Here is a 25,795-nt window from a genome sequence, read left to right on the forward strand (position 1 = left end):
TCCGGTCAGACGACCGGAATATCGCCGCGCGCCCAGCCCTCGGAAATCTCGGCCGCGCGCGCCTCGAAGGCGCCGGCCTCGATCGCGGCGCGGATGTCCTGCATCAGTTTCTGGTAGTAGGACAGGTTGTTCCAGGTGAGCAGCATCGCCCCCAGCGATTCCTGCGAACGCACCAGATGGTGCAGATAGGCGCGCGAATAGTCGCGCGCGGCCGGGCAATCGCTCTCCTCGTCCAGCGGGCGCGGATCGTCGGCATGGCGGGCGTTGCGCAGGTTGACCTTGCCGCGGCGCGTGTAGGCGAGGCCATGGCGACCGGCGCGGGTCGGCATCACGCAGTCGAACATGTCGATACCGCGCGCCACCGATTTCAAGATGTCGTCCGGCGTGCCGACGCCCATCAGGTAGCGCGGCTTGTCGGCCGGCAGTTCGGGACAGGTGATGTCGAGCATTTCCAGCATCACCGCTTGCGGCTCGCCGACGGCCAGCCCGCCGACGGCATAGCCTTTCAGATCCATCGCGTTCAGTGCTTGCGCCGAGCGCACGCGCAAATCGGCAATGTCGCCGCCCTGGACAATGCCGAACATCGCCTTGCCCGGCTGGTCGCCGAAGGCCGTCTTGCAGCGCTCGGCCCAGCGCAGCGACAGTTCCATGGCGCGCTCGATCTCTTTCGGCTTGGCCGGCAGTGCCGTGCATTCGTCGAGTTGCATCTGGATATCGGAATCGAGCAGACCCTGGATCTCGATCGATCGCTCTGGCGACATCTCGTAGGGCGCGCCGTCTATATGCGAGCGGAAGGTGACGCCCTTTTCCGAGAGCTTGCGCAGTTTGGACAGCGACATCACCTGGAAGCCGCCGCTGTCGGTGAGGATGGGATGCGGCCAGCGCGCGAATTCATGCAGGCCGCCGAGCTTCGCCACGCGCTCGGCGCCGGGCCGCAGCATCAAATGATAGGTGTTGCCGAGGATGATGTCGGCGCCGACGCCGCGCACCTGGTCCATATACATGGCCTTGACGGTGCCGCCGGTGCCGACCGGCATGAAGGCCGGCGTGCGGATCTCGCCACGCGGCATCGATATCACGCCGCGCCGCGCCTTGCCGTCGGTGGCAAGCAGCTTGAAGGTGAAAGCCTCAGCCATTGAAATCCTTGTCGTGCACAGGCGCGCCGGGTGCCTGCTCGTCGAGCGACTGCCGGTAGCGGATGCAGCCGCGCATGAATTTTTCCCAGGGCGGCACCGCGATGGCAGGTTCGGTCTTTTCCGGCAGCAGGGCCCAGAGGTCGGGGTGATGCCAGCAGAGATCGTGGCCGGTGGAGTCGCGATGTGTGCGAATCCCGGCGCGCAATTTCTTCACCTCCGCGACCAGAGCGTCGCGGTCCATGTGTTCCAGATCATCGTCCATCGCTCGTCTCCGCTCGGTAAAGCAAGCTGGCGTCTCCGTAGGAGTAGAACCTGTAGCCGCTGTCGATGGCATGCGCATAGGCCGCGCGCATCGTCTCCAGCCCGCTGAAGGCCGACACCAGCATGAACAGCGTCGAGCGCGGCAGATGGAAATTGGTCATCAACAGGTCGGCGGTGCGGAAGCGGTAGCCGGGTGTGATGAAGATATCGGTCGGGCCCGACCATGCGGCGAGTTTGCCGTCTTCCCTGGCGGCGCTCTCCAGCAGGCGCAGCGACGTCGTGCCGACGGCGACGATCCGCCCTCCCCGCGCCCTTGCCGCGTTGAGCGCTTCGGCGGTCTCGGCGCTGACAGAGCCGGTCTCGGCATGCATCTTGTGGTCGGCGGTGTCGTCTGCCTTGACCGGCAGGAAGGTGCCGGCGCCGACATGCAGCGTGACGAAGCGGCGTTCCACCCCCTTGGCGTCGAGAGCGGCAAACAGCTCGGGCGTGAAATGCAGCCCGGCGGTGGGCGCTGCGACCGCGCCCTCCTCCCTGGCGTAGATGGTCTGGTAGTCGCTGCGGTCGCGCTCGTCGTCGTCGCGCTTGGAGGCGATGTAGGGCGGCAGCGGGATGTGGCCGACGGCGTGCAGCGCCTCGTCGAGGAACGGGCCGGAGAGATCGAAGCCGAGCAGAACCTCGCCGGCCTCGCCCTTCTCGATCACCGTGGCGTCGAGCTGGCCGAGGAAGCAGGAATTGGTGTCATGGCCGAAATGGATGCGGTCTCCGGCACTGATACGCTTGCCCGGCCGCATGAAGGCCTGCCAGCGGTCGGGCGCGACCCGCATGTGCAGCGTCGCCTCGACCTGCGCCTGTGCCTCGCCGCGCCTGCGAATGCCCTTCAGCTGCGCCGGAATGACCTTGGTGTCGTTGAAGACGAGCACGTCGCCGCCGCCGAGCAGCGACGGCAGGTCGCGCACCGTACGGTCGGACAGCCCTTCCCCCGGCCTGACGACCAGCATCCTGGCGCTATCGCGCGGCTCGGCGGGGCGCAGCGCGATGCGCGCTTCCGGCAGGTCGAAGTCGAAGAGGTCGACGCGCATCAGAAGAGCCGGATGAGCAGCGCTCCGGCGAGCAGCAACACGGCGCCGGCAATGCGGCCGAGCGAGATCTCGCGCACCGCCACGCCGAGGAATCCGGCACGGTCGATGAGCATGCCGGCCAGCAGCTGGCCGGCGACCAGGAACGCCATCAGCGCGGCGGCGCCGATGCGCGGAGTGAGAATGGTCGAGAGCGTGACGTAGAAGCCGCCGAGCATGCCGCCGGCGATGAACAGCCATGGCGCCGGCGCCTTCCAGTCGAGCGAAATGCCCTGCAGCTTCACCACGACGACAGCGATGATGCCGAGCACGACCGCGCCCGACAGGAAGGAGAACGCAGCCGCCGCGACCGGCAGCCCCAGGCCGCGCGCCAGCTGCGAATTGATGGGCGCCTGAACGGCGATGAAGGCGCCGGACAGGATGCCGAGCAGGGACCAGACGGCGCCCATCATCGTTATGCCGCCTTTACTTGACGTCGGCCGCGACCTTCAGCGACACGATCTTGTCGGGGTCCTGCACCGGCTCGCCGCGCTTGATCTTGTCGACATTGTCCATGCCTTCGAGGACCTGGCCCCAAACCGTGTACTGGCGGTTGAGGAAGGAGGCGTCGTCGAAGCAGATGAAGAACTGCGAGTTGGCCGAATTCGGGTTCTGGGCGCGCGCCATCGAGCAGGTGCCGCGGCCATGGTTGGCGTTGGAGAACTCGGCCTTCAGGTCCGGCTTGTCGGAACCGCCCATGCCCGCGCGCGAAGGCGCGAAAGAGGGCTTGCTCGAATTGCCGAACTTGACGTCGCCGGTCTGCGCCATGAAGCCGTCGATGACGCGGTGGAAGACAACGCCGTCATAGGCGCCTTCGCGCGCCAGTTCCTTGATGCGGGCGACATGGCCGGGCGCCAGGTCGGGGAACAGTTCGATGACGACCTGGCCCTTGGTCGTTTCCATGATGAGCGCGTTCTCGCGGTCCTTGATCTCAGCCATGTCAGATATCCTTTTGAAAAAACAGATTTGATTTGACAACTTTACTTGTCGGCGGCGATGCGCACCTTGATCATCCGGTCGGGGTCGCTGACCGTCCCGTTGTCCGCCTCGTCGCCCTTCTTGATGTTGTCGACCAGCTCCATGCCGCTGACGACATTGCCGACGATGGTGTACTGGCCATCGAGCGACGACGCCGGCGCGAACATGATGAAGAACTGCGAATTCGCCGAATTCGGATCCTGCGAACGGGCCATGCCGACCACGCCGCGCTTGTAGTGCTCGGTCTGCGAGAATTCGGCCGGCAGGTCCGGCAGGTCGGAACCGCCGGTGCCGACGGCCTGGGGGTTGAAGCCCTTCTTCATGTTGCCGAACTTGACGTCGCCGGTCTGCGCCATGAAGCCGTCGATGACGCGGTGGAAGGCGACATTGTCGTAGGCGCCCTCGCGCACCAGCTTCTTGATCTGCGCGACGTGCTTGGGCGCCAGGTCGGGGCGCAGCGCGACGGTCACGTCGCCATCCTTCAGCGTGATGATCATGGTGTTTTCGGGATCGGCGGCGAAGGCCGAGACCGAGGCGGTCACGAGACCGGCCAGCACGACAAGGAACGTAGCGAGCTTCTTCAGCTGCATGGTATTTCTCCGAAGATCTTTTGTTTGGTGCATGTCGTCACCCCAAAGCCGGCATCCCCTTTTGGGCGACATGCACTATTTCGCGAATTTTGCTGTCAGCGCCCCGGCGACGGCCGCCGGCACGAAGGGGCGGATGTCGCCTCCCATCGAGGCTATCTGGCGGACAAGTGTGGCGGTAATGGTTCTGACCGACGGGCTGGCGGGCAGAAAAACCGTCTGCAGTTCCGGCGCCATGGTCTCGTTCATGCCGGCCATCTGCATCTCGTAGTCGAGATCGGTGCCGTCGCGCAGGCCGCGGATCATGATCGAGGCGCCCTCCCGCCTTGCCGCGTCGATGACCAGACCGTCGAACGCCACGACCTTGATGCGGGCACCGTCGCGGCCGAATTCGGCCTTGGTCGCCGCCTCGATCAGCTTCACCCGTTCCTCGAAGGAAAACAGTGGCTTCTTGCCGGGATGAATGCCGATCGCCGCATAAATGATGTCGGCCACGGCGAGCGAGGCCTTCAGCACATCGAGGTGGCCGTTGGTCAGCGGGTCGAAGGAGCCGGCGTAAAGGGCGATGCGTTCGGTCATGGCAGGCTTCTAGCGGGCGCGCGGACGGAACGCAAATCCGATTGATCAGGCATCCGTGAACCTTTTCGCAGACGTGAACGACAGATGAATGCGACGATCAGGAACGTTTCACGCAGCGTTCACTAGGTTGCCGCTTCAGGAGATGAAACCAAAGTCCCATCTATCCGTTATTAGGCGCAGGAGAACACGCACATGCTGATCTACATGCTAGCCACCGCAATGACAGTCGCCATGCTGATCGCCACCGCATTCGGCCTGCATCAGGAAGCCGTGCGCGTTCGCGCCAAGACGAACACGCGGCGCTTCGAAGCCCGCAAACCCTACCGCCACTACTGAATTCGACCCGCCTGATTGCGGCGACAGTCCTGATTGCGCCGGCCGTCTGGCCGGCGTTGCCGTTTCAAGGCCTATTCGGCGGTATCGGGAGCGGCGTCCGTGGCGTCCGTCTCGCCCTCGACGCTCTCTTCCTCGTCCGATTGCGGTTCTGAAATCCGCTCCACCGAGACGACCTTCTCGCCCTCGGCCGTGTTGAAGATGGTGACGCCCTTGGTGGCCCGGCTGGCAAAACGGATGCCGAAGACCGGAACGCGTATGACCGTGCCGCCATCCGAAACCAGCATGATCTGGTCATCATTGCCGACCGGGAAGGTCGCCACGAGCTGGCCGATCTCGGCCACCTTCGACACGTCGGTGGCGCGGATGCCCTTGCCGCCGCGCCCGGTCAGGCGGAAGTCATAGGACGACGACCGCTTGCCATAGCCATATTCCGTCACCGTCAGCACGAAGCGCTCGTGCTCCTTGAGGAATTCGTAGCGTTCGTCGGAAAGCTCCGCCTCCTCGCCGATCTCCTCGTTGGTCAGCGCGATCTCTTCTTCCTCGCCGGCCACACCGGCTGCAAGCCGCCGCTCCGCCGCCGCCCGCTTGAGATAGGCGGCGCGCTCGGCCGGCGATGCGTCGACATTCTCAATCACCGACATGGAGATGACGCGGTCGGTGTCGGCCATGGCTATGCCGCGCACGCCGACAGAATTGCGGCTCTGGAAGACGCGCACGTCGCTGACCGGAAAGCGGATGCACTGGCCCGAATTCGCGGTCAAAAGCACATCGTCATTGTCGGTGCAGGTCTCGACGCCGAGGATCTCGTCGCCCTCCTCCTCCAGCTTCATGGCGATCTTGCCGTTGCGGTTGACCTGGACGAAGTCGGACAGCTTGTTCCTGCGCACGGTGCCGCGCGTGGTGGCGAACATCACGTCGAGCTCGCCCCAGCTCGCCTCGTCCTCGGGCAGCGGCATGATGGTGGTGATGCGCTCGCCCTGCTCCAGCGGCAGCATGTTGATGAGCGCCTTGCCGCGCGACTGCGGGTTGCCGATCGGCAGGCGCCACACCTTTTCCTTGTAGACGATGCCGCGCGAGGAGAAGAACAGCACCGGCGTGTGCGTGTTGGCGACGAACAGCCGGGTGACGAAATCCTCGTCCTTGGTCGACATGCCGGAGCGGCCCTTGCCGCCGCGGCGCTGCGCCCGGTAGAGGGACAGCGGCACGCGCTTGATGTAGCCGGAATGGCTGACGGTGACGACCATGTCCTCGCGCTGGATCAGGTCCTCGTCTTCCATGTCCGCGCCGCCGTCCGAGAGCTCGGTGCGGCGCGGCGTGCCGAACTCGTCGCGAACCGCGATCAGCTCGTCCTTGACGATCTGCTGGATGCGCGCGCGAGACGACAAAATATCAAGATAATCAATGATTTCCGCGCCAATCGTGTTCAACTCGTCGGCGATCTCGTCGCGACCGAGCGCGGTCAGGCGCTGCAGGCGCAATTCGAGGATGGCGCGTGCCTGTTCCTCGGAGAGGTTGTAGGTGCCGTCCTCGTTGATGCGATGGCGCGGGTCGTCGATCAGCAGGATCAACGACTCGACGTCGCCGGAGGGCCAGCGCCGCTCCATCAACTGCTCGCGCGCCGTCTGCGGATCGGGCGCCGTGCGGATCAGCTTGATCACCTCGTCGATGTTGGCGACGGCGATGGCCAAGCCGACCAGGACGTGGGCGCGTTCGCGCGCCTTGCGCAACAGATACTTGGTGCGGCGGCTGATCACCTCCTCGCGGAAGCTGACGAAGGCCTTCAGCATGTCGATCAGCGTCATCACTTCCGGCTTGCCGCCGTTCAGCGCCACCATGTTGGCGCCGAAGGAGGTCTGCAGCGGCGTGAAGCGATAGAGCTGGTTGAGGATGACGTCGGCGACGGCGTCGCGCTTCAGCTCGACCACGACGCGGTAGCCCTGGCGGTCGCTCTCGTCGCGAATGTCGGAAATGCCCTCGATGCGCTTGTCGCGCACCAGCTCGGCCATCTTCTCGATCATCGAGGCCTTGTTCACCTGATAGGGAATCTCGGTGATGACGATCGATTCACGGTCGTTGCCGCGGGCCTCGATGTTGACGCGGCCGCGCATGACGATGGAGCCGCGCCCCGTCGAATAGGCGCTGTAGATGCCGGAACGGCCAAGCACGATGCCACCGGTCGGGAAATCCGGCCCAGGCACGATCTCCATCAGCGCCGGCAGGTCGATGGCCGGATTGTCGATGAGGGCGATGGCGCCGTTGCAGACTTCGCCGAGATTGTGCGGCGGGATGTTGGTGGCCATGCCGACGGCGATACCGCCGGAGCCGTTGACCAGTAGGTTGGGAAAGCGCGCCGGCAGCACCTTCGGCTCGCTGCCCGACGCATCGTAAGTGTCCTGGAAATCGACGGTTTCCTTGTCGATATCCTCCAGCAATTCATGCGCGACCTTGGTCAGACGCGACTCGGTGTAGCGCATGGCCGCCGGCGGATCGCCGTCGATCGAGCCGAAATTGCCCTGCCCGTCGATCAGCGGCACGCGCAGCGACCAGTCCTGCGCCATGCGCACGAGGGCGTCATAGATCGAGGCGTCGCCATGCGGATGGTATTTACCCATCACGTCGGCGACCGGGCGCGCCGACTTCACATATTTGCGGTTCCAGTGGTAGCCGCTCTCATGCGAAGCGTAGAGGATGCGGCGATGCACCGGCTTCAGGCCGTCGCGCACGTCGGGCAGCGCGCGGCTGACGATCACGCTCATGGCGTAATCGAGATAGGAGCGCTGCATCTCCTCGATGATCGAAATCGGCTCGATGCCGTTGGGGCCGCCGTCCGGCCCGCGCGGTGTCTTCTGGTCGGTCAAATCAGGTCACAATCCAGTCGGGAATCACTTGCTGCTTATATAGGAAGCGGCGCCGAAACTCCAATCTTCATGGCGCTTTTCCAGAGACAATTTTGACGGCAATTTCAAAAGGATACCGCTGATTGCGACGATATGGCCACGGCGGGTTTTGCCGCCGCTGCGGCTGGTTCGCAACCGATCGCCTCATCGAGCGGGAACCGCAAATACGCTGAACTGGCCCCGTTGGCGGCCTTGCGGGTGTCCTCAGCGGCGGCACGTCCGGCCCGCCCGGTAGGCGCCGGGCGCTTCTCCCATCTCGCGTCGGAAGCGGCGGTTGAAGGTCGACAGGTCGTTGAAGCCGGCGTCGAAGGCGATCGTCGAGATCGCCGTGTCGGAGGTTCGCAGCCGCACGGCGGCCCTGTGCAGCCTGGTCCTGAGCAGGAACTGGTAGGGCGTCATCCCGGCCACCTGTCGGAAGGTGCGCAGGAAATGATAGGGGCTGGTCGCCGCGCTGCTGGCGAGGTCGGCGAGCGACAGCGGGCGGTCCGCGTCGAGTTCAATCAGCCGCACCGCCTCGGCGACCCGTTTCTGGTCGCGCCGGCTTGGCGTGACGACGGCATCGGCGGCATCCGAACTCGCCGTGACCACCGCCCCGGCAATGCGCAGGCCGATTTCCTCGAATGCATCAGTATCGCCTGTCTCCCGCGCGGCCTCCGCTTCAGCAAGCAACGACGCGAGCGCCGGCAAGGGCGGCAGGCGCGGGCCGGTGAAGCCAAGCCGCCTGGCGCCAGGCACGTCGGCAACGACGCGTTCCATGTAGGCCGGCGAAAAATGGAAGGAGAGGCAGCGGTCGCCGGCGCCGTGCTCATGCCCGCATTCATAGCAGGCGCCTGGATTGCCGAGCAGGATCGCGCCGGGCGCCAGCATCGCCGTGCCTTCGCGCGTCCGGTAGCGGAACGTGCCCTGGGTCACCGCGGCGACGCAAAAGCCGCGATGCTCTTCCTCGAACGGGCTGTCGCCGGCGCCGGCGGTGCACACCACGTCCGACACCTGCCAGCCTTGCCCGGAAGCAATTTCCTTGTCGCGCGTCATGGCCGGAAAGATAGCAATTTTCCCCAAGCACAGAACCGTGTCCGGCCGCTATTGCTCGCCCTCTCCTGACAAACGAGGCAGCAATCATGACCGATCCTTTCACCGAGGCCCTGCACAGCGCCAGCCCAAACGCCGACCTAGCCAAAAAGCTGGAGCTCTATGGCCGCTTCGTCGGCGCCTGGACGTTCGACGCCACCCGCCATCTCGAAGATGGCACGGTTCTTACCGGGCGTGGCGAGGTGCATTTCGGCTGGGTTCTGGAGGGCAAGGCGATCCAGGATGTGTGGATCCTGCCCGCGCGCAAAACTGGTGTGCAGACATCCCTCGGCGCGTGGACGTTCTACGGCACGACGCTGCGCGTCTACGATCCCGGGGTCGATGCCTGGCACATCTTCTGGAGCGATCCCCGTAACCAATACTACAGCCGGCAACTCGGCCGCGCCGAGGGCGATACGATCGTGCAGATCGGCGCCGATGGCTCCGGCGCGTCGGTGCGTTGGAGCTTTTCGCGCATCACCGAGAATTCGTTCCGCTGGCTCGGCGAGCGCTCGCCTGACGGCGGCGCCACCTGGCGGCTCGAGGTCGAATTCCTCGCCCGCCGCACGACTCAAGGCTGATCGGCCAACCTATTGCAAAAACGGAGAAAACGATGCTTGACCACATCTCGCTCGGCGTTCGCGACGCGACTGTCTCGAAGCGCTTCTACGATGCCGTGCTGCAACCGCTCGGCTATAGCTGTCTCAGCCAGTCGCCCGGCTCGCTTGGCTATGGCGCCGATGCGGTGGCGCTCTGGGTGAATGAAGCGGCGCGGCCGGTTTCGGCGGACACGGAGTCCGGCCTGCATTTCTGTTTCGCCGCGCCGACGCGCAAGAGCGTCGATGCCTTCCATGCGGCTGCGTTGCGTGACGGCGGCGGCGACAATGGCCCGCCTGGCCTGCGCGCCGCCTATGGCGACAACTACTATGCCGCCTTCGTCATAGACCCTGACGGGTACCGGCTTGAGGCTTACTGCGGCAAAGCCGAATAGCCGGCTGAAATCCCCTCCCTTCCTGTTCCCACCGCTTCCGCTTTGCTCTACCAATTGGCGAGCTTGGGCTTCGCCCGGCAGGAGGGGACCAGCGATGCCGAGTTTCGACAGCCTGTTCAACGCCTTCGTCACCATACTGGTGACCATCGACCCCCCGGGGCTGGCGCCGCTCTTCCTCGCCGTGACGCGCGGCATGAACCGCGAGGAGCGCCAGCAGGTTTCGGTGCGCGCCTCGGTGATCGGCTTCCTGGTGATGGCGCTGTTCGCGGTTGCCGGCGCGTCGATCCTGTCGGTGTTCGGCATCACGCTGCCGGCCTTCCGCGTCGCCGGCGGTTTCCTGCTGTTCTTCATCGCCTTCGAAATGGTGTTCGAGCGCCGGCAGGACCGCAAGGAGAAGATCGGCGACGTCGCCATCACCAAGGATATGATCCACAACATCGCCGCCTTCCCGTTGGCGATCCCGCTGATCGCCGGCCCCGGCGCGATCTCGGCTACGGTGCTGCTGTCGGGACACTTCGACGGGTTCGCGGCGCAGGCGGCGCTGGTCGGCATCATCTTCGTCTGCCTCGCCATCACCTATCTGGTGTTCGTGCTGGCGGAGCGCATCGACCGCATCCTCGGCCAGACCGGCCGCTCCATCCTGACGCGGCTGCTCGGCGTCATCCTGGCGGCGCTGGCGGTGCAGTTTGTCGCCGACGGGGTCAAGGCGCTGATGGCTGCTTGAGCCGTACCCTACTGCCTACTGCCTATTGCCCTATTTCGCCGCCGTATCGACGACCTCGAAATCGTGGGTGACGGTGGCCGTCTTGGCCATCATGGCGGTGGCGGAGCAATATTTTTCGATCGAGAGGTCGATCGCCCGCTTGACCTTGTCATGCGAGAGCGCGCGGCCCTTGACGATGAAATGCATGTGGATGCGGGTGAAGACCCTGGGCTCCTTCTCGGCGCGGTCGGCGTCGAGCTCGACGACGCAATCCTCGATCGCCTCGCGGCCTTTTTCGAGAATGTGGACGACATCGTAGGCCGAGCAGCCGCCGGTGCCGATCAGCACCAGCTCCATCGGGCTCGGCCCCGGCGTTTTGCCCTCCGGGCCGGACGCGGTTCCGAGGACAACCTTGTGGCCGCTGCCGGACTCACCGACGAAGGTGCGTTCCTCGACCCATTTGACGCGTGCTTTCACGGCATTTTCCTTGCGAGGCCTTGGCTAGCCTATTGACCGAACATGACCGTATGCATGATCCGGCCAGGCAGCAGCGTGAAGATGCCGGCGCCGATCAAGGCGAAGACATAGAGCTTGATCATAGCGCCGCGATGCGCGGCGACGCGATGGGTGTGCGCATACCACACCGCCAGCGGCGCGGTGACCAGCACCAGGATCGACAGCAGATGGATCGGACTAAACGGGCCGATCAGGCGGATCTGCTGGATCCAGAAACTCGAGACGGCGATGACCAGCATCAGCGCCGCCCAGGCATAGCCCATCACGCGGTGGCTCGGCGTGCCTTTCGGCAGCGCCAGCTGCGCGCCGCCAATCGCCAGGGCGGCAAGGGCCGCGAATGCATGCCACGGAATGGGAGGGGGCGCGGATAGCAATGGTCCGAGCGACATCTCCCCTCCTCAATGCCGGTTACGTGGTCCTGGCGCTCAGAACGGGATCTCGTCGTCGAGTTCGCGCGACGCGCCGCCGCCGCCACCCCTGGAGCCGCCACCACCGCCGCCGCGGCTGAAGCTGTCGTTCGGGCCGGACTGGCCGAAATCCGAGCCGCGGCTGCTGTTGCCGCCACCGGCATAGCTGCCGACCTGACCGCCGCCCTCGCCGCGCGCGTCGAGCATCTGCAACTCACCGCGGAATTTCTGCAGCACGACCTCGGTCGTGTAGCGGTCATTGCCGGTCTGGTCCTGCCATTTGCGCGTCTGCAACTGGCCCTCGACATAGACCTTCATGCCCTTCTTCAGATACTGCTCGGCCACCTTGGCGATCTGGTCGTTGAAGATGACGACGTTGTGCCACTCGGTCTTTTCCTTGCGCTCGCCGGAATTCTTGTCGCGCCAGCTTTCCGAGGTGGCGATGCGGATGTTGACGACCGGCTCACCCGAGTTCAGGCGGCGGATTTCCGGGTCCGCCCCGAGATTGCCGACCAGAATGACCTTGTTGATGCTACCCGCCATCGTACTTCTCCGCGCTCATCCGAAACAAATTTTTGACGCTGCACCTTACAGCTTGCGGGCAATCGCCGCCCGTCGTGACTGGCTTTTCCCACAAGGTTTTTGTTCTCTTTTCGTTCTATGATGTGGGCGACGCGCTGTCAATGGTTGTCAGCAGCATGTAGTGTTCCGGCCCGGAATTTCCACGTGATCGGGAATGGATGGAGTGCCAGGTGAATTCGATCGCACATGGGGACCAGCCGCGCGAACAGTGGCGCGCCGGTGTCGAGACACGCATGCACGTCTCGGCCAGAAATGGCGCCGCGCAGCTTTGCATCTTTGAGCAGTGGGTCGAACCCACGGTCGGCGCCCCGACGCATTGGCATTCGGTCGAGGAAGTGCTCACCGTCATCGCCGGCACGGCCGAGATGTGGATCGACGACGAGCACAGCGTGCTCACCGCAGGACAGTCTCTCATCATCCCTGCGCACAGGAAGCACGGCTTCCGCAATGTCGGCAACGAACCGCTTCACATCCATGCGGTGCTCGCTTCGCCGATCTTCGAAGCGACGTTCGACGGGCCGGCCGGACTGGTGAGACGCTGGCTTGCTGACGGTTCGTAAACAGCGCTTGCCAAATCAATAAGTATCGACTTATGCTTCAGCCATGATCGAGGCAGAGATTTTCCGCGCGCTGGCCGACCCGACGCGCCGCGCCGTCTACGAGCGGCTCGCCGCCAGCGAGATGACCGTGTCGGAGCTGCGCACCGGCATGACGGTATCGCAACCGGCGGTTTCCCAGCACCTGGCGGTGCTGCGCGGCGCCGGCCTGGTGGTCGAACGGCGCGCCGGCCGCAACGCCTATTACCGCGCCGACCCGCAAGGTCTCGAGCCGCTGCTCGGCTGGATCGAACGCTACCGCGCGTTCTGGCCGGAACGCATCGAGAAACTGAAGACAGTTCTGAAGGGAATGGACCAATGACGGAACGTCCTCCTGCCGAAGCGCCGCTCGACTTCGAATGCGAGCTTGCCGATCCGCCGGAGAAGGTCTGGCGCGCGCTGACCGAACCGGAACTGCTGGCGGCCTGGATGATGCCGAACGACATCACGCCTGAAGTGGGCAGCCGTTTCGCCTTTGCCGGACCCGAGGCGCCGATCGAATGCGAAGTCCTTGAAGCCGAGCCTGGACGACTGCTGCGCTATTCGTGGCGCGAGCGGCCCGGTGCCGACGATGCAGACAAGCTTCCAGCATTGGACAGCATCGTCACCTTCACGCTTGCCCGCACGGTTTCCGGCGGCACGCATCTGCGCATCGTCCATGACGGCTTCGCCCGCACACCCGCCGTCGTCATGGCTGGCGCCGGCTGCCGGCTCGCTTTCAACGCGCAAGGCGCAGGACGCGCGATCGCGGCGAATGCGCCGCTGTTGCGGCGCGCGGCCTGAGCAAGGGAGAAACGAGATGAGCGGGCTTGCCAATCTGGTGCCGATGGTGATCGAGCAGTCGAGCCGCGGCGAACGCGCCTTCGACATCTTCTCGCGGCTGCTGCGCGAGCGCATCATCTTCATCAACGGAGAGATCAACGACGGCATGTCGGCGCTGGTCTGCGCGCAGCTCCTGTCGCTGGAGTCCGACAATCCCGACAAGGAGATATCGCTCTACATCAACTCGCCTGGCGGGGTGGTGACCAGCGGCTTCGCCATCTACGACACGATGCGCTACATCTCCTGCCCCGTGTCGACCGTGTGCATGGGCTTTGCCGCCTCGATGGCGTCCTTCCTGCTGATGGCGGGCGAGCCGGGGCGCCGCATCGCGCTGCCCAACTCCAGCATCGTGCTGCATCAGCCGCTGGGCGGCTTCCAGGGCCAGGCTTCCGACATCCAGCGTCACGCCGAAGGCATCATGCGCACCAAGCGGCGCATGACCGAGCTCTATGCGCATCATTGCGGCCGGACCTACGAGGAGGTCGAGCGCACGCTCGACCGCGACTATTTCATGACTGCCGAGGAGGCGAAGGCCTGGGGCCTCGTCGACCATGTCTACGACACCCGCAAGAAGGCCGCGTGAAGGAATGCCGGCGCGCGGCAATTTGATCGCGTGCGATCTGGCATCGCTGCCGTGCCGACCCTATAGTCCGGCAATGATTGGCAAGCATTCTTCCACACTCCTGGGAATCGTGGCGGTCGCGTGCGTGTTGGCGGGCGCCGCCGTCGCCGATGACAGCGCGACGCAGAAGGGCGCGCTGCCCGGCGTCAGCAGCGACTATCGCATCGCCAAGCCTGCCCCGCAGCCCGAACCCGACGACGCGCTGCCCGCCGGCGGCAACGGCCAGTTCAAGATCGGCGATACCGACGTCAGGATTTCCGGCAGCATAACCATCGACATGGCGACGGGCGGGATCAGGCCGCCGGGCCACTAGCCGGCTACCGTCCGGGCGCTTCGCTGCCTAGACTGCGATTCCAATGTTTCCAATGGCAATGGGGTGTAGCGTGCTTGCACAAACGAACAGCCCCGCCGTTGCTTCCGCAAAACGGACGGGGCTTTTCTGGATTTGAAATCCAAACTTGCCGGGAGTGTTCTGCCGGCGTTTGATTTCGGATGCATCGCGGCATTCAGCCGACGATCCGACTATCGTCTCTAATTGTGAGGATTCGACAGGTCACGGTTTGTCGGGCTGACGCTCACGCCTGCCCTGGCACTTATGCCCGCCGCGGCTCCATCTTGGTGTGGAGCCTCAAGGGACTGTCCGGTGGCGTCATGCTCCGCTCCTGGGTCCGTTGCGACAATTGTCGTCCAGAGCGCAAATCGCAAAACCTGCGGCGTCTCGCAGGCCACCTTTGGGCGGCGAGGCCATCGAAAGACAGCCGGCTCCGTTGGACCTGTGGACACTGCTCCCCTCGCTCGGAGACGTCAACCATCGAATAGCCGGTTACCGAAAAATGTGATCGCCGGGAGGTTACGTCCAGGTCAAGTCGAGACCGGATTTCCACACCGCTTTGTCAGGAGCGTGTTCGGCCTTTGTTCTTTCCGCTTGCTCGCCCGCGCGAAAGACGCTTAAACGCTTTTGTCGAGAATTGTGGCGTCTCTCGACGTGGCGGGAAAATTACCTACATAGGGGATGGCCGGGAGAAACCCGCCGATCCCACGAATTCCAGACCTGAGGCGGCGACCGGCGATGGCCGACCATAAATACCTTTCCATTCGCGGGGCGCGCGAACACAATCTGAAGAACGTCGATCTCGACCTGCCGCGTGACAGCCTTATCGTCATGACCGGCCTGTCAGGGTCCGGCAAGTCGTCGCTCGCCTTCGACACGATCTATGCCGAAGGCCAGCGCCGCTACGTCGAGAGCCTGTCGGCCTATGCGCGCCAGTTCCTGGAAATGATGCAGAAGCCTGATGTCGACCAGATCGACGGGCTGTCTCCCGCCATCTCCATCGAACAGAAGACGACGTCGAAAAATCCGCGCTCGACGGTCGGCACCGTCACCGAGATCTACGACTACATGCGCCTCCTGTTCGCGCGCGTCGGCGTTCCCTATTCGCCGGCCACCGGCCTGCCGATCGAGAGCCAGACGGTCAGCCAAATGGTCGACCGGGTGCTGGCGCTCGAGGAAGGCACGCGCCTGTTCCTGCTGGCGCCGATCGTGCGCGGCCGCAAGGGCGAGTACCGCAAGGAACTCCTGGAGCTGCAGAAGAAGGGTTTCCAGCGCGTCAAGGTCGACGGCGTCTTCTACGAGATCGCCGACGTGCCGGCGCTGGACAAGAAGTACAAGCACGACATCGACGTGGTCGTCGACCGCATTGTCGTGCGCGGCGACCTGGCGACGCGACTTGCCGATTCCATGGAGACGGCGCTTAAGCTCGCCGAGGGCCTGGCCGTCGCCGAATTCGCCGACAGGCCGCTCGACGCCAGCCTGACCGGTGAGGACTCGGTCAACAAGTCGAAGAACGAGACGCATGAGCGCATCCTGTTCTCGGAGAAATTCGCCTGCCCGGTTTCGGGCTTCACCATTCCGGAGATCGAGCCCAGGCTGTTCTCCTTCAACAATCCGTTCGGCGCCTGCCCGACCTGCGACGGTCTCGGCAGCCAGCGCGCCATCGACGCCAATCTGGTGGTGCCCGACGAGAACCTTTCGCTGCGCGACGGCGCCGTCAGCCCGTGGGCGAAGTCGACCTCGCCCTATTACGCGCAGACGCTGGAAGCGCTGGGCAAGGCCTATGGCTTCAAGCTCGGCGACAAGTTCAAGGATCTTTCCGCCGCGGCGCAGGAAGCCATCCTGCACGGCACCGGCGAGCGCGAGATCACCTTCCAGTACGATGACGGTCTGCGCTCCTACAAGACGACCAAGACCTTCGAGGGCGTCATCCCCAATCTCGACCGGCGCTGGAAGGAGACCGAATCCGCCTGGATGCGCGAGGAGATCGAGCGCTTCATGTCGGCGACCCCCTGCCCCTCCTGCGGCGGCTACCGGCTGAAGCCGGAGGCGCTGGCGGTGAAGATCGCGGGAAAACACATCGGCGAAGTGACCGAGCAGTCGATCCGCAATGCCGACCAGTGGTTCACCGATCTGCCGGCGCAGCTGAACGACAAGCAGAACGAGATTGCGGTGCGCGTGCTCAAGGAGATCCGCGAGCGGCTGCGCTTCCTCAACGATGTCGGCCTCGACTATCTGACGCTTTCGCGCAATTCCGGCACGCTGTCGGGCGGCGAGAGCCAGCGCATCCGGCTCGCGTCGCAGATCGGCTCGGGCCTCACCGGCGTGCTCTATGTGCTGGACGAGCCGTCGATCGGCCTGCACCAGCGCGACAATGCACGCCTGCTCGACACGCTGAAGCACCTGCGCGACATCGGCAACACAGTGATCGTGGTCGAGCATGACGAGGACGCGATCCTGCATGCCGATTATGTCGTCGATATCGGTCCGGCCGCAGGCATCCACGGCGGCGAGATCATCGCGCAAGGCACACCGCAGCAGATCATGGCGACCCCCGCCTCGATCACCGGCAAATACCTGTCGGGCGAGCTCGAAGTGGCCACACCTGGCGTGCGCCGCGAGGCGAAGAAGAATCGGCGTATCAAGGTCGTCGGCGCGCGCGGCAACAATCTGAAGAACGTTACCGCCGAGATCCCGCTCGGCACCTTCACTGCCGTGACCGGCGTGTCCGGCGGCGGCAAGTCGACCTTCCTGATCGAGACACTGTTCAAGGCGGCCTCGCGCCGCATCATGGGCTCGCGCGAGCATCCGGCCGAGCATGACCGCATCGAGGGGCTGGAGTTCCTCGACAAGGTCATCGACATCGACCAGTCGCCGATCGGGCGCACGCCGCGTTCCAATCCCGCCACCTATACCGGCGCCTTCACGCCGATCCGCGACTGGTTCGCCGGGCTGCCCGAGGCCAAGGCGCGCGGCTATCAGCCGGGACGCTTCTCGTTCAACGTCAAGGGCGGCCGCTGCGAGGCCTGCCAGGGCGATGGCGTCATCAAGATCGAGATGCACTTCCTGCCCGATGTCTACGTCACCTGCGACGTCTGCCACGGCAAGCGTTACAACCGCGAGACGCTCGACGTGCTGTTCAAGGGCAAGTCGATCGCCGACGTGCTCGACATGACGGTCGAGGAAGGCGTCGACTTCTTCGCTGCCGTGCCCGGCGTGCGCGACAAGCTGGAGACGCTGAAGCAGGTCGGTCTCGGCTACATCCATATCGGCCAGCAGGCGACGACCCTGTCGGGCGGCGAGGCGCAGCGCATCAAGCTGGCCAAGGAACTGTCGCGCAAGGCGACAGGCAAGACGCTCTACATCCTCGACGAGCCGACCACCGGCCTGCATTTCCACGACGTCGCCAAGCTGCTCGAAGTGCTGCATGAGCTGGTCGACCAGGGCAACACGGTGGTGGTCATCGAGCACAATCTCGAGGTCATCAAGACCGCCGACTGGGTGCTCGACCTCGGCCCCGAAGGCGGCGACGGAGGCGGCGAACTGGTCGCCTCCGGCACGCCGGAAGCGATCGTGCGCGAGAAGCGCAGCTACACCGGCCAGTTCCTCAAGGAGCTGCTGGAGCGGCGCCCCGGAGGCAAGCGCGAAGCGGCGGAGTGAGTGCGCAATCGTCAGTGCCTGGAGAGCGTTTGAATGACAATCACAAAGGCGCTTGCGGCGGATCTCCCCGCGGTCGTTTCGCTGACCACAGCTGCCTACGCGCCCTACACCGCGCTGCTCGGCGCGCCGCCCATGCCGGTGACCGAAGACTATGCGCCGCGCATCGAGCGCGGCGAGGTCTGGCTGCTGGAGAGCGGTGCTGAGCTTGCCGGGCTGATCGTGCTCGAGCGTCATGCCGACCATGTCATGATCTTCAGCGTGGCCGTGTCGCCTGCGTTTCAAGGCAAGAAGTTGGGCATCGCGCTGCTCGACTTCGCTGACGAGCAGACACAGACATGGGGTCTGCCGGAGGTGCGGCTCTACACCAATTCGCGGATGGAGCGAAACATCGCGCTCTATACGGCCTATGGTTTCCGGGAAACGGGTCGCCGGGCACACCCCTACCGGCCAGGATGGATTGTGGTCGACATGGCCAAGCCGGTCGGCCAAGCCGCCTGATAGCTCTTTTGAAACTGGGAGGATGACAATGGCCAGCCAAGGAACGATCCGCTCGGGCATGGGCGGCTGGACGTTCGAGCCGTGGGACACGTCCTTCTATCCGGACAAGCTGTCCAAGGCCAAGCAGCTCCAATACGCCAGCCGGCAGGTGCCGAGCATCGAGGTCAACGGCACCTTCTATTCCAGCTTCAAGGAGCCGACCTTCGTGAAATGGGCAAACGAGGCGCCGGACGGTTTCGTCTATTCGCTGAAAGGCAACCGCTTCGTCACCAACCGGCGCGTGCTGGGCGAGGCCGGCGAGTCGATGATGCGTTTCCTCGGCTCCGGCGTCGCCGCGCTCGGCGACAAGCTCGGCCCGATCCTGTGGCAGTTCGCGCCGACGAAGAAGTTCGACGCGGACGATTTCGAAGCCTTCTTGAAGCTGCTCCCCGAGAAGCAGGACGGCGTCGCGCTGCGCCACGCGCTGGAAGTCCGCCACGACAGCTTCATCGTGCCGGAATTCGCGGCGCTTGCGCGCAAGTACAAGGCGGCGATCGTCTATGCCGACCATGCCAAATATCCGGCCATCGCCGACGTCACCGGCGATTTCGTCTATGCGCGCCTGCAGACCGGCAGCGACGAGAATCCCGACTGCTACACGCCGAAAGGGTTGGATGAGTGGGCGACGCGGGTAAAGACCTGGGCGGAAGGCAAGCAGCCGGCCGACCTGCCGCGCGTCGATCCCAAAATCGACGCGCCGATCAAGCCGCGCGACGTGTTCGCCTATTTCATCACCGAGGGCAAGGTGCGCGCACCGTTCGGCGCCATGGCGCTGATGAAGCGCGTGACGGGCTGACGCGGCAAAATCTCGGTATCTTCGCGGATATCGTAACGGTATCGACACTTCCTTGCGGCACTAATAGCCGACGCCAGAGCAGACTCTGGCGCCGCCGCCGGCAAGGACAGGGCATGCTGCTCGACTACAATTCAATGCTGCTGGCGGTCGGCTTTTCCGCCGCCTGCCTCAGCATGACGTTGTTCGGCACATGGCTGACCGCCCGCTCCGACAGGTTCCTTCTGACCTGGGCCATCAGCGTGCTGCTGATCGTCGGCGAGGTGTTTGTCTATGACGCCTATATCAAAGCCCCTGGGCCTGTCCTCGGCGTTCTGACGCTGGCACTTCTGCTGCTCGGCTTTTCGGTGATGCTGGGTGCCGCCCACCAGTTCAGGACAGGGCGCTCGCCATTGCCCCGCGTCCTGGTTGGCGCCGGCATTTCGCTCGCTTTGGCGCTGCCGCCCATGGCGCTCGGCTATGACGGGCTTGGCTTCATGCTGGAGAATTTCCTTGCCGGCCTGCTGCTGTTCGCGACGGCGCATGAATACTGGCGCGGGCGGGAGGAAGCGCCTGCGCCGCTGCAGGGTGTCGCCCTGCTCTATTCGCTGACCGCAGCTTCGTTCGTGCTGTGCGCCGCGGTGCTGACCTGGGACGGCAGACTGGTGCTCGGCCACGCGCCGAGCAATTGGGCCGAGGATCTCAGCCTCATCATCGTCATCGCCTCGATGACCGGCATCGGCGGGCTGTCGCTGGCGCTGAACCAGGGGCGGCTGGCGCAGCATCACCGGCGCAATGCGCTCACCGATCCGCTGACCGGCCTGCTCAACCGGCGCGCGCTGTTCGACCTGCATGGCGAGGCGCCGGTCGGCGCTTTCATGGCGGTGGTGGTGTTCGACCTCGACGGCTTCAAGGCGATCAACGACGAATTCGGCCATGCCGCCGGCGACGCGGTGCTGAAAGTATTCGCCGAGGAACTCGCCGCCAATCTTCAGCCGACCGATGCCGCCGCGCGCCTTGGCGGCGAGGAATTCGCGCTGGTGCTCAAGCGCACCTTGCCGGAAAAGGTGGAGTTCGCCGCCGAACGCATCCGCGCATCGTTCGCGGCGCGCCGCATCGAAACCGAGACGCCCCCGCTGTCCTGCACCGTCAGCGCCGGCTACGCCTTCGGCAGCCAGGACGGCACCAGCTTCGACAAGGTGCTGAGCGCCGCCGACAAGGCGCTTTATGCCGCTAAGCGGAGCGGCCGCAACCGCGTGCTTGCCGCGACGCTGCGGCGCGCGAGCTAGCGCCCGGCCTGCCTTCGCTTCAGTGCGCCATCACCTCGTTGTAGGCATCGAGGTCGACGTAGAAAACCTTGGTCATTTCACCAATCAGCTCGTCCGGATCGTAGCCCTGCGACCTCAGGATGTTGATGGCGGTGATGATGTCGACGCGCTCGGTGAGGCGTCGCTTCTGGTAGTCCTCCACAAAACGATCCATCGCCTTTCCCCTGGCAAGAGTCTTTTGGACGCATTGACCGACAATCACTGCGGGGAAGCTAGGCCTGCTTGCTTGCGTGGAACTTGCCGGCTGGGCCCGCGCCTTCCCCCTCATTCGCGACTGGTACGGAAAGCGGCCGACTCACCAAGGCCAAGAAAAGACTAGCATGCGGCATTAAACGCGCCAGAGCTGCCGAACACTTCGTCATCCTTGGGCGCAGCGACGCGAAGCGGAGCGAAGACGCTAGGATCCATGCCGTTACTTGGAAGCGCCACTAACGGCGCAGAATTGGGAATGGTTGGGGCGCTGAGCAATCATTCTATTCTGTACCGCTGCACCATTCGGCAGAGGTAACGGCATGGACCCTGGGGTCTGCGCCGCGTCGCTTCGCTCCTTGCTCCGCCCAAGGATGACGAAAAGGCAGCTACACCGTCAGGAACTTCCGAACATCCGCGCGGTCGAGATCTTCGGCCGGGCCGGTGTGGACGATCTGGCCGCGGTCCATGATGTTGACCTCGTCGGCGAGCTCGCGGCAGAAGTCGAGATATTGCTCGACGAGCAGCACGGCAATGCCGGCCTGGTCGCGCAGGTAACGGATGGCGCGGCCGATGTCCTTGATGATCGAGGGCTGGATGCCTTCGGTCGGCTCGTCGAGCACCAGCAGCTTCGGCCGCATCACCAGCGCCCGGCCGATGGCGAGCTGCTGCTGCTGGCCACCGGAGAGATCGCCGCCGCGCCGGCCGAGCATCTGCTTCAACACCGGAAACAGCTCGAAGACGTGCGCTGGAATGTTGCGGTCGGCGCGTTTCAGCGGCGCGAAGCCGGTCTCCAGGTTCTCGCGTACCGTGAGCAGCGGGAAGACCTCCCTGCCCTGCGGCACGAATGCGATGCCCGACCGGGCGCGGTCATACGCCGCGCTCCGGTCGAGCGCCTTCCCCTCGAAGGCAACGCTTCCGCTCGTCAGCCGGTGGTGGCCGACGATCGATCTCATCAAACTGGTCTTGCCGACGCCGTTGCGGCCGAGCACGCAAGTGATCTTGCCGGCGCCGGCCTTCAGCGAAACGCCGCGCAGCGCCTGGGCGGCGCCGTAGTGCAGCGTGGCATTGGAGACTTCGAGCATGGTCAGCGTCTCCTCCAACGCTTGAGGAAGGCAAGGTCGAAACGATGGAAGGGAACCCGCCAGACCATGCTCAGCGCCCCAGATAGACTTCGACGACACGCTCGTCGGCCGAGACGAAATCGAGCGTGCCTTCCGACAGAACCGAGCCCTCGTGCAGGCAGGTGACCTTGACGCCGAGCTCGCGCACGAAATGCATGTCGTGCTCGACGACGATCACCGAATGGTCGCGGGCGATATCCTTGAGCAGGCGCGCCGTCTCCACGGTTTCGGCATCGGTCATGCCGGCGACCGGCTCGTCGACCAGCAGCAGTTTCGGGTCCTGCGCCAGCAGCATGCCGATCTCCAGCCATTGCTTCTGGCCGTGGCTGAGATTGGCGGCGAGCTCGTCGCGCTTGTCGCCCAGACGGATGATGCCGAGGATGTCGTCGATGCGCCGCACGTCCGCCGTCGAGCGGCGATGGAACAGCGCCGGGAAGATCGAACGCGGCCCCTTCAGCGCCAGCATCAGATTCTCTTCGATAGTGTGGCTCTCGAAGACGGTCGGCTTCTGGAATTTTCGGCCGATGCCCATCATGGCGATCTCGGCCTCGTCATGCCGGGTGAGATCGACCTGGCCGTCGAAAAAGACCTCGCCCTCATCCGGCCGCGTCTTGCCGGTGACGATATCCATCATCGTCGTCTTGCCGGCGCCGTTGGGGCCGATGATCGCCCGCATCTCGCCCTTGTCGAGCACCAGCGACAGATTGTTGATGGCGCGGAAGCCGTCGAAGGAGACCGAGACGCCGTCGAGATAGAGGATGGTGTGCGACTTGCTCATGATCGGTCACTCCGCCGGCTGCGGTTCGGGGCCGGAGGCCGACCATGAGCCCGGCGACCTTGCGGCGCTGCGTACGATCTTCGGCTGCGGCTCCTGCGGATCACTGCCGACTTCCGCGGCGAGCGAGGCCGCGCGCAGTGCTCTGGCCTTGCCGCGCCAGCTGTCCCACATGCCGACGATGCCCTTGGGCAACAACAGTGTGACGGCGACGAACAGTCCGCCCAGCGCGAACAGCCAGAATTCGGGCAGCACGCCGGTGAACCAGGACTTGCCGGCATTGACGAGCAGGGCGCCGACGATCGGGCCGACAATGGTGCCGCGCCCGCCGACGGCCGCCCAGATCACCACCTCGATCGAGTTGGACGGCTCGAACTCGCCGGGATTGATGATGCCGACCTGCGGCACATACAGCGCGCCGGCGATGCCGGCCATGATCGCCGACACGGTAAAGGCGAACAGCTTGACGTTCTCGGCCCGCCAGCCAAGGAAGCGGGTGCGGCTTTCGGCATCGCGTACCGCCATCAGGAGCTTGCCGTACTTTGAACGCACGATCGCCGAGGTCAGCAGAACGGCGAGTGCAAGCGTCATGGCGCTGGCCGCGAACAGGGCCGAGCGCGTCGCATCGGCCTGCACGTTGAAGCCGAGGATGTCCTTGAAGTCGGTCAGGCCGTTGTTGCCGCCGAAACCCATGTCGTTGCGAAAGAAGGCGAGCAGCAGCGCATAGGTCATAGCCTGGGTGATGATCGAGAGGTAGACGCCGGTGACGCGGCTGCGGAAGGCGAACCAGCCGAAGACGAAGGCGAGCAGGCCGGGCACGGCAAGCACCATCAGCGCTGCGAACCAGAAATGGTCGAAGCCGTACCAGAACCAGGGCAGTTCCTTGTAGTTCAGGAACACCATGAAGTCCGGCAGGATGGGGTTGCCGTAGACGCCGCGCGAGCCGATCTGGCGCATCAGGTACATGCCCATCGCATAGCCGCCGAGCGCGAAGAAGGCGCCATGGCCGAGCGAGAGGATGCCGCAATAGCCCCAGACGAGATCGAGCGCCAAGGCAAGCAGCGCGTAGCAGAGATATTTGCCGACCAGCGCGACGATATAGGACGGCACGTAGAAGGCGCTTGCCGGCGAAACGGCGAGGTTGAGCAACGGCACGAGGACCGCCGCCGCGAGCAGGATGAGAACCGTGATGGCGATGCGGCGGTCGCCGCCGAAGAGGCGTTGCGCGATCATGCTTCCACCGCCCGGCCCTTGAGCGCGAACAGGCCGCGCGGGCGCTTCTGGATGAACAGGATGATCAGCACCAGCACGACGATCTTGCCGAGCACGGCGCCGGCATAGGGCTCGAGGAACTTGTTGACGATGCCGAGCGAGAAGGCGCCGACCAGCGTGCCCCACAGATTGCCGACGCCGCCGAAGACGACGACCATGAAACTGTCGATGATGTAGCCGCGGCCGAGATTGGGCGAGACGTTGTCGATCTGGCTGAGCGCGACGCCGGCGATGCCGGCGATGCCCGAGCCGAGCGCGAAGGTCAGCGCGTCGACCCAGGGCGTCCTGATGCCCATGGAAGCTGCCATGCGGCGGTTGGCGGTGACTGCGCGCATGCGCAGGCCCCAGGGCGTGCGCTTCATGACGTAGAGCAGCACGCCGAACACCAGGAGTGCGAAGATCAGGATCCACAGCCGGTTCCAGGTGATGGCCAGCTGGCCGATGTCGAACGAGCCCGACATCCAGGACGGATTGCCGACCTCCTGGTTGGTCGGCCCGAAAATGGTCCGCACCGCCTGCTGCAGGATCAGCGAGACTCCCCAGGTCGCAAGCAGCGTCTCCAGCGGTCGGCCATAGAGGAAGCGGATGACGCCGCGCTCGATGGCGAGGCCGACGAGTGCGGCAACCAGGAAGGCAAGCGGCAGCGCGATGACCAGCGACCAGTCGAACAGGCCGGGGAACGACGTGCGGATCACCTGCTGGACGACGAAGGTGGTGTAGGCGCCGAGCATCACCATCTCGCCATGCGCCATGTTGATGACGCCCATGACGCCGAAGGTGATGGCAAGGCCGATGGCCGCGAGCAGCAACACCGAACCCAGCGAAATTCCGTACCAGATGTTCTGGCCGGCATCCCACAGCGCCAGCGTCGAATTGATGGTGGCGATCGCGGACGATGCCGCGTCCTTGACCGCGCCCTGGGAGCTCGCCTCGACCGAGGTGAGCAGCGAAACCGCGTCGCGGTCGCCGCGCGCGGCAATCAGGGCGATCGCTGAGAGCTTGTCGGCCTCGGGCCTGTCGGAAACCAGGAGCGACGCCGCGCGGGCCTGCTCGAACAGCGCTTTGACGCTTGCATCCGTTTCAGCAGCGATGGCCGCATCGAGCGGCTCGATGTTCGCCGCGTCGGGCGTCTTGAACATGGTGGCGGCGGCAGCGATGCGCACGGCCGGGTTCGTGGCGCGCAGCGTCAGCGTGCCGAGCGCATCGCGGATGACGCGTCGCAAGCCGTTGTTGACCTTGATCTTGGTGAGGTCGGTCTTGGCCGCCGAGGCTGCTTTCTCGCCGCTCAGCGGATCGAGCAGGTCGATGCCGTCGCCGGCGTCCTTGCCGACGTAGACCTGGGAGTCGGCCTTGCGGATATAGAGATTGCCGTCGGCGAGCGCTGAAAGCGGCGGCTCGACCGCGGGATCGCCGGTGGCTGCAAGCTCGCGCACCACGGCTTCGGTGGCGGAGAAATTCGTGGCGGCGGCGAATTTGGCGATGATGGCGCGAAGATCGGCTTCGGCCGCGCTGGACGGCAACAGGCTTGCCATAACCAGCAGCAGCGTCAGGCCAATCGCGCGGATCAGGATCATCGGTTCAGGTGGCTCCCAGAGGGATTGAGCTTGGTGT

At 64.8% G+C, this 25,795-nt stretch carries 30 protein-coding genes; 13 read left to right on the forward strand and 17 right to left on the reverse strand.

Features of this window, described 5'->3' with window-relative positions:
* Positions 1 to 5: 5 nt before the first annotated feature.
* The 7 genes from tgt to coaD all read right to left on the reverse strand — a co-directional run bounded on the left by tgt (position 6) and on the right by coaD (position 4,656).
* Complete coding sequence (tgt, locus tag PU724_RS13360) at positions 6 to 1,136, reverse strand: tRNA guanosine(34) transglycosylase Tgt (RefSeq protein WP_354421595.1); 1,131 nt, start codon at positions 1,134 to 1,136, stop codon at positions 6 to 8.
* Entirely contained in the window at positions 1,129 to 1,398 is a 270-nt protein-coding gene (locus tag PU724_RS13365; protein ID WP_127285970.1) for a hypothetical protein, read from the reverse strand. Before PU724_RS13365 ends, tgt begins: the two co-directional genes overlap by 8 nt.
* A complete protein-coding gene (queA, locus tag PU724_RS13370; RefSeq protein ID WP_354421593.1) occupies positions 1,388 to 2,476 on the reverse strand; it encodes a tRNA preQ1(34) S-adenosylmethionine ribosyltransferase-isomerase QueA in 1,089 nt (362 codons plus the stop codon). Before queA ends, PU724_RS13365 begins: the two co-directional genes overlap by 11 nt.
* Positions 2,476 to 2,925 (reverse strand): DMT family transporter, encoded by a 450-nt coding sequence (locus PU724_RS13375; protein WP_292349006.1) that lies wholly within the window; start codon positions 2,923 to 2,925, stop codon positions 2,476 to 2,478. Before PU724_RS13375 ends, queA begins: the two co-directional genes overlap by 1 nt.
* Before the next feature lie 13 nt (positions 2,926 to 2,938).
* Positions 2,939 to 3,451 (reverse strand): peptidylprolyl isomerase, encoded by a 513-nt coding sequence (locus PU724_RS13380; protein ID WP_127285967.1) that lies wholly within the window; start codon positions 3,449 to 3,451, stop codon positions 2,939 to 2,941.
* A 41-nt stretch (positions 3,452 to 3,492) separates the two neighbouring features.
* Positions 3,493 to 3,987, reverse strand: coding sequence for a peptidylprolyl isomerase (locus PU724_RS13385; protein WP_426213288.1), 495 nt, complete (start codon positions 3,985 to 3,987; stop codon positions 3,493 to 3,495).
* Between the two features lie 168 nt (positions 3,988 to 4,155).
* The gene (gene coaD, locus PU724_RS13390) at positions 4,156 to 4,656 is read right to left on the reverse strand and encodes a pantetheine-phosphate adenylyltransferase (RefSeq protein ID WP_354421588.1); all 501 of its coding nucleotides are present in this window, start codon (positions 4,654 to 4,656) and stop codon (positions 4,156 to 4,158) included.
* A gap of 192 nt (positions 4,657 to 4,848) precedes the next feature.
* Between coaD and PU724_RS13395 the strand changes: the two genes are divergently transcribed.
* Positions 4,849 to 4,992, forward strand: coding sequence for a hypothetical protein (locus tag PU724_RS13395; RefSeq protein ID WP_127285636.1), 144 nt, complete (start codon positions 4,849 to 4,851; stop codon positions 4,990 to 4,992).
* 71 nt (positions 4,993 to 5,063) lie between these two features.
* On the opposite strand, the gene gyrA is transcribed toward PU724_RS13395, so the two are convergent.
* A complete protein-coding gene (gene gyrA, locus PU724_RS13400) occupies positions 5,064 to 7,850 on the reverse strand; it encodes a DNA gyrase subunit A (RefSeq protein WP_354421585.1) in 2,787 nt (928 codons plus the stop codon).
* A 243-nt stretch (positions 7,851 to 8,093) separates the two neighbouring features.
* Positions 8,094 to 8,921 carry a helix-turn-helix transcriptional regulator gene (locus tag PU724_RS13405; protein WP_135908585.1) on the reverse strand — a complete coding sequence of 276 codons (828 nt, stop codon included), beginning with the start codon at positions 8,919 to 8,921 and terminating at the stop codon, positions 8,094 to 8,096.
* 86 nt (positions 8,922 to 9,007) lie between these two features.
* Here PU724_RS13405 and PU724_RS13410 point away from each other — a divergent pair, with 86 nt between their 5' ends.
* The 3 genes from PU724_RS13410 to PU724_RS13420 all read left to right on the forward strand — a co-directional run bounded on the left by PU724_RS13410 (position 9,008) and on the right by PU724_RS13420 (position 10,672).
* A complete protein-coding gene (locus PU724_RS13410) occupies positions 9,008 to 9,538 on the forward strand; it encodes a hypothetical protein (RefSeq protein WP_127285639.1) in 531 nt (176 codons plus the stop codon).
* A gap of 32 nt (positions 9,539 to 9,570) precedes the next feature.
* Positions 9,571 to 9,948 (forward strand): VOC family protein, encoded by a 378-nt coding sequence (locus PU724_RS13415; protein ID WP_127285640.1) that lies wholly within the window; start codon positions 9,571 to 9,573, stop codon positions 9,946 to 9,948.
* Between the two features lie 94 nt (positions 9,949 to 10,042).
* Positions 10,043 to 10,672, forward strand: coding sequence for a MarC family protein (locus tag PU724_RS13420; RefSeq protein ID WP_127285641.1), 630 nt, complete (start codon positions 10,043 to 10,045; stop codon positions 10,670 to 10,672).
* A gap of 30 nt (positions 10,673 to 10,702) precedes the next feature.
* Here the strand turns inward: PU724_RS13420 and PU724_RS13425 are convergent, their stop codons facing one another.
* From PU724_RS13425 to ssb, 3 genes are read right to left on the reverse strand one after another with little or no spacing between them, the layout of a single operon-like run.
* Complete coding sequence (locus tag PU724_RS13425) at positions 10,703 to 11,128, reverse strand: OsmC family protein (protein ID WP_127285642.1); 426 nt, start codon at positions 11,126 to 11,128, stop codon at positions 10,703 to 10,705.
* Between the two features lie 29 nt (positions 11,129 to 11,157).
* A complete protein-coding gene (locus tag PU724_RS13430) occupies positions 11,158 to 11,556 on the reverse strand; it encodes a DUF2306 domain-containing protein (protein ID WP_127285643.1) in 399 nt (132 codons plus the stop codon).
* A gap of 36 nt (positions 11,557 to 11,592) precedes the next feature.
* Positions 11,593 to 12,117, reverse strand: coding sequence for a single-stranded DNA-binding protein (gene ssb / locus PU724_RS13435; RefSeq protein WP_127285644.1), 525 nt, complete (start codon positions 12,115 to 12,117; stop codon positions 11,593 to 11,595).
* Between the two features lie 209 nt (positions 12,118 to 12,326).
* On the opposite strand from ssb, the gene PU724_RS13440 reads away from it, so the two are divergent.
* From PU724_RS13440 to PU724_RS13480, 9 genes are all read left to right on the forward strand, one after another.
* A complete protein-coding gene (locus tag PU724_RS13440) occupies positions 12,327 to 12,716 on the forward strand; it encodes a cupin domain-containing protein (RefSeq protein WP_348627108.1) in 390 nt (129 codons plus the stop codon).
* 43 nt (positions 12,717 to 12,759) lie between these two features.
* Positions 12,760 to 13,074, forward strand: coding sequence for an ArsR/SmtB family transcription factor (locus PU724_RS13445; RefSeq protein WP_127285645.1), 315 nt, complete (start codon positions 12,760 to 12,762; stop codon positions 13,072 to 13,074).
* A complete protein-coding gene (locus tag PU724_RS13450; protein WP_127285646.1) occupies positions 13,071 to 13,535 on the forward strand; it encodes an SRPBCC family protein in 465 nt (154 codons plus the stop codon). Before PU724_RS13445 ends, PU724_RS13450 begins: the two co-directional genes overlap by 4 nt.
* Before the next feature lie 16 nt (positions 13,536 to 13,551).
* Entirely contained in the window at positions 13,552 to 14,157 is a 606-nt protein-coding gene (locus PU724_RS13455) for an ATP-dependent Clp protease proteolytic subunit (protein WP_127285647.1), read from the forward strand.
* A 73-nt stretch (positions 14,158 to 14,230) separates the two neighbouring features.
* Positions 14,231 to 14,509 (forward strand): hypothetical protein, encoded by a 279-nt coding sequence (locus PU724_RS13460; protein ID WP_127285648.1) that lies wholly within the window; start codon positions 14,231 to 14,233, stop codon positions 14,507 to 14,509.
* A 756-nt stretch (positions 14,510 to 15,265) separates the two neighbouring features.
* Positions 15,266 to 18,187 carry an excinuclease ABC subunit UvrA gene (gene uvrA / locus PU724_RS13465; RefSeq protein ID WP_128346749.1) on the forward strand — a complete coding sequence of 974 codons (2,922 nt, stop codon included), beginning with the start codon at positions 15,266 to 15,268 and terminating at the stop codon, positions 18,185 to 18,187.
* A gap of 33 nt (positions 18,188 to 18,220) precedes the next feature.
* On the forward strand, positions 18,221 to 18,685 hold the full coding sequence (locus PU724_RS13470; RefSeq protein WP_127284543.1) for a GNAT family N-acetyltransferase: 465 nt from the start codon (positions 18,221 to 18,223) through the stop codon (positions 18,683 to 18,685).
* Positions 18,686 to 18,713: 28 nt separating this feature from the next.
* A complete protein-coding gene (locus PU724_RS13475) occupies positions 18,714 to 19,520 on the forward strand; it encodes a DUF72 domain-containing protein (RefSeq protein ID WP_354421579.1) in 807 nt (268 codons plus the stop codon).
* A 113-nt stretch (positions 19,521 to 19,633) separates the two neighbouring features.
* Entirely contained in the window at positions 19,634 to 20,785 is a 1,152-nt protein-coding gene (locus PU724_RS13480) for a GGDEF domain-containing protein (RefSeq protein ID WP_354421577.1), read from the forward strand.
* A gap of 19 nt (positions 20,786 to 20,804) precedes the next feature.
* Here the strand turns inward: PU724_RS13480 and PU724_RS13485 are convergent, their stop codons facing one another.
* The 5 genes from PU724_RS13485 to urtB form a co-directional block, all read right to left on the reverse strand.
* Positions 20,805 to 20,978: a hypothetical protein gene (locus tag PU724_RS13485; RefSeq protein WP_127284540.1), complete on the reverse strand. Its 174-nt coding sequence runs from the start codon at positions 20,976 to 20,978 to the stop codon at positions 20,805 to 20,807.
* A 424-nt stretch (positions 20,979 to 21,402) separates the two neighbouring features.
* Positions 21,403 to 22,098 carry an urea ABC transporter ATP-binding subunit UrtE gene (gene urtE, locus PU724_RS13490; RefSeq protein ID WP_128275646.1) on the reverse strand — a complete coding sequence of 232 codons (696 nt, stop codon included), beginning with the start codon at positions 22,096 to 22,098 and terminating at the stop codon, positions 21,403 to 21,405.
* Positions 22,099 to 22,168: 70 nt separating this feature from the next.
* Complete coding sequence (gene urtD, locus PU724_RS13495) at positions 22,169 to 22,915, reverse strand: urea ABC transporter ATP-binding protein UrtD (RefSeq protein ID WP_127310829.1); 747 nt, start codon at positions 22,913 to 22,915, stop codon at positions 22,169 to 22,171.
* A 6-nt stretch (positions 22,916 to 22,921) separates the two neighbouring features.
* On the reverse strand, positions 22,922 to 24,145 hold the full coding sequence (urtC, locus tag PU724_RS13500; RefSeq protein WP_354421574.1) for an urea ABC transporter permease subunit UrtC: 1,224 nt from the start codon (positions 24,143 to 24,145) through the stop codon (positions 22,922 to 22,924).
* Complete coding sequence (gene urtB, locus PU724_RS13505) at positions 24,142 to 25,758, reverse strand: urea ABC transporter permease subunit UrtB (RefSeq protein ID WP_354421572.1); 1,617 nt, start codon at positions 25,756 to 25,758, stop codon at positions 24,142 to 24,144. Before urtB ends, urtC begins: the two co-directional genes overlap by 4 nt.
* Positions 25,759 to 25,795 lie beyond the last annotated feature (37 nt).

It is taken from the genome of Mesorhizobium abyssinicae, assembly GCF_049887195.1.
GTDB lineage: Bacteria > Pseudomonadota > Alphaproteobacteria > Rhizobiales > Rhizobiaceae > Mesorhizobium > Mesorhizobium abyssinicae.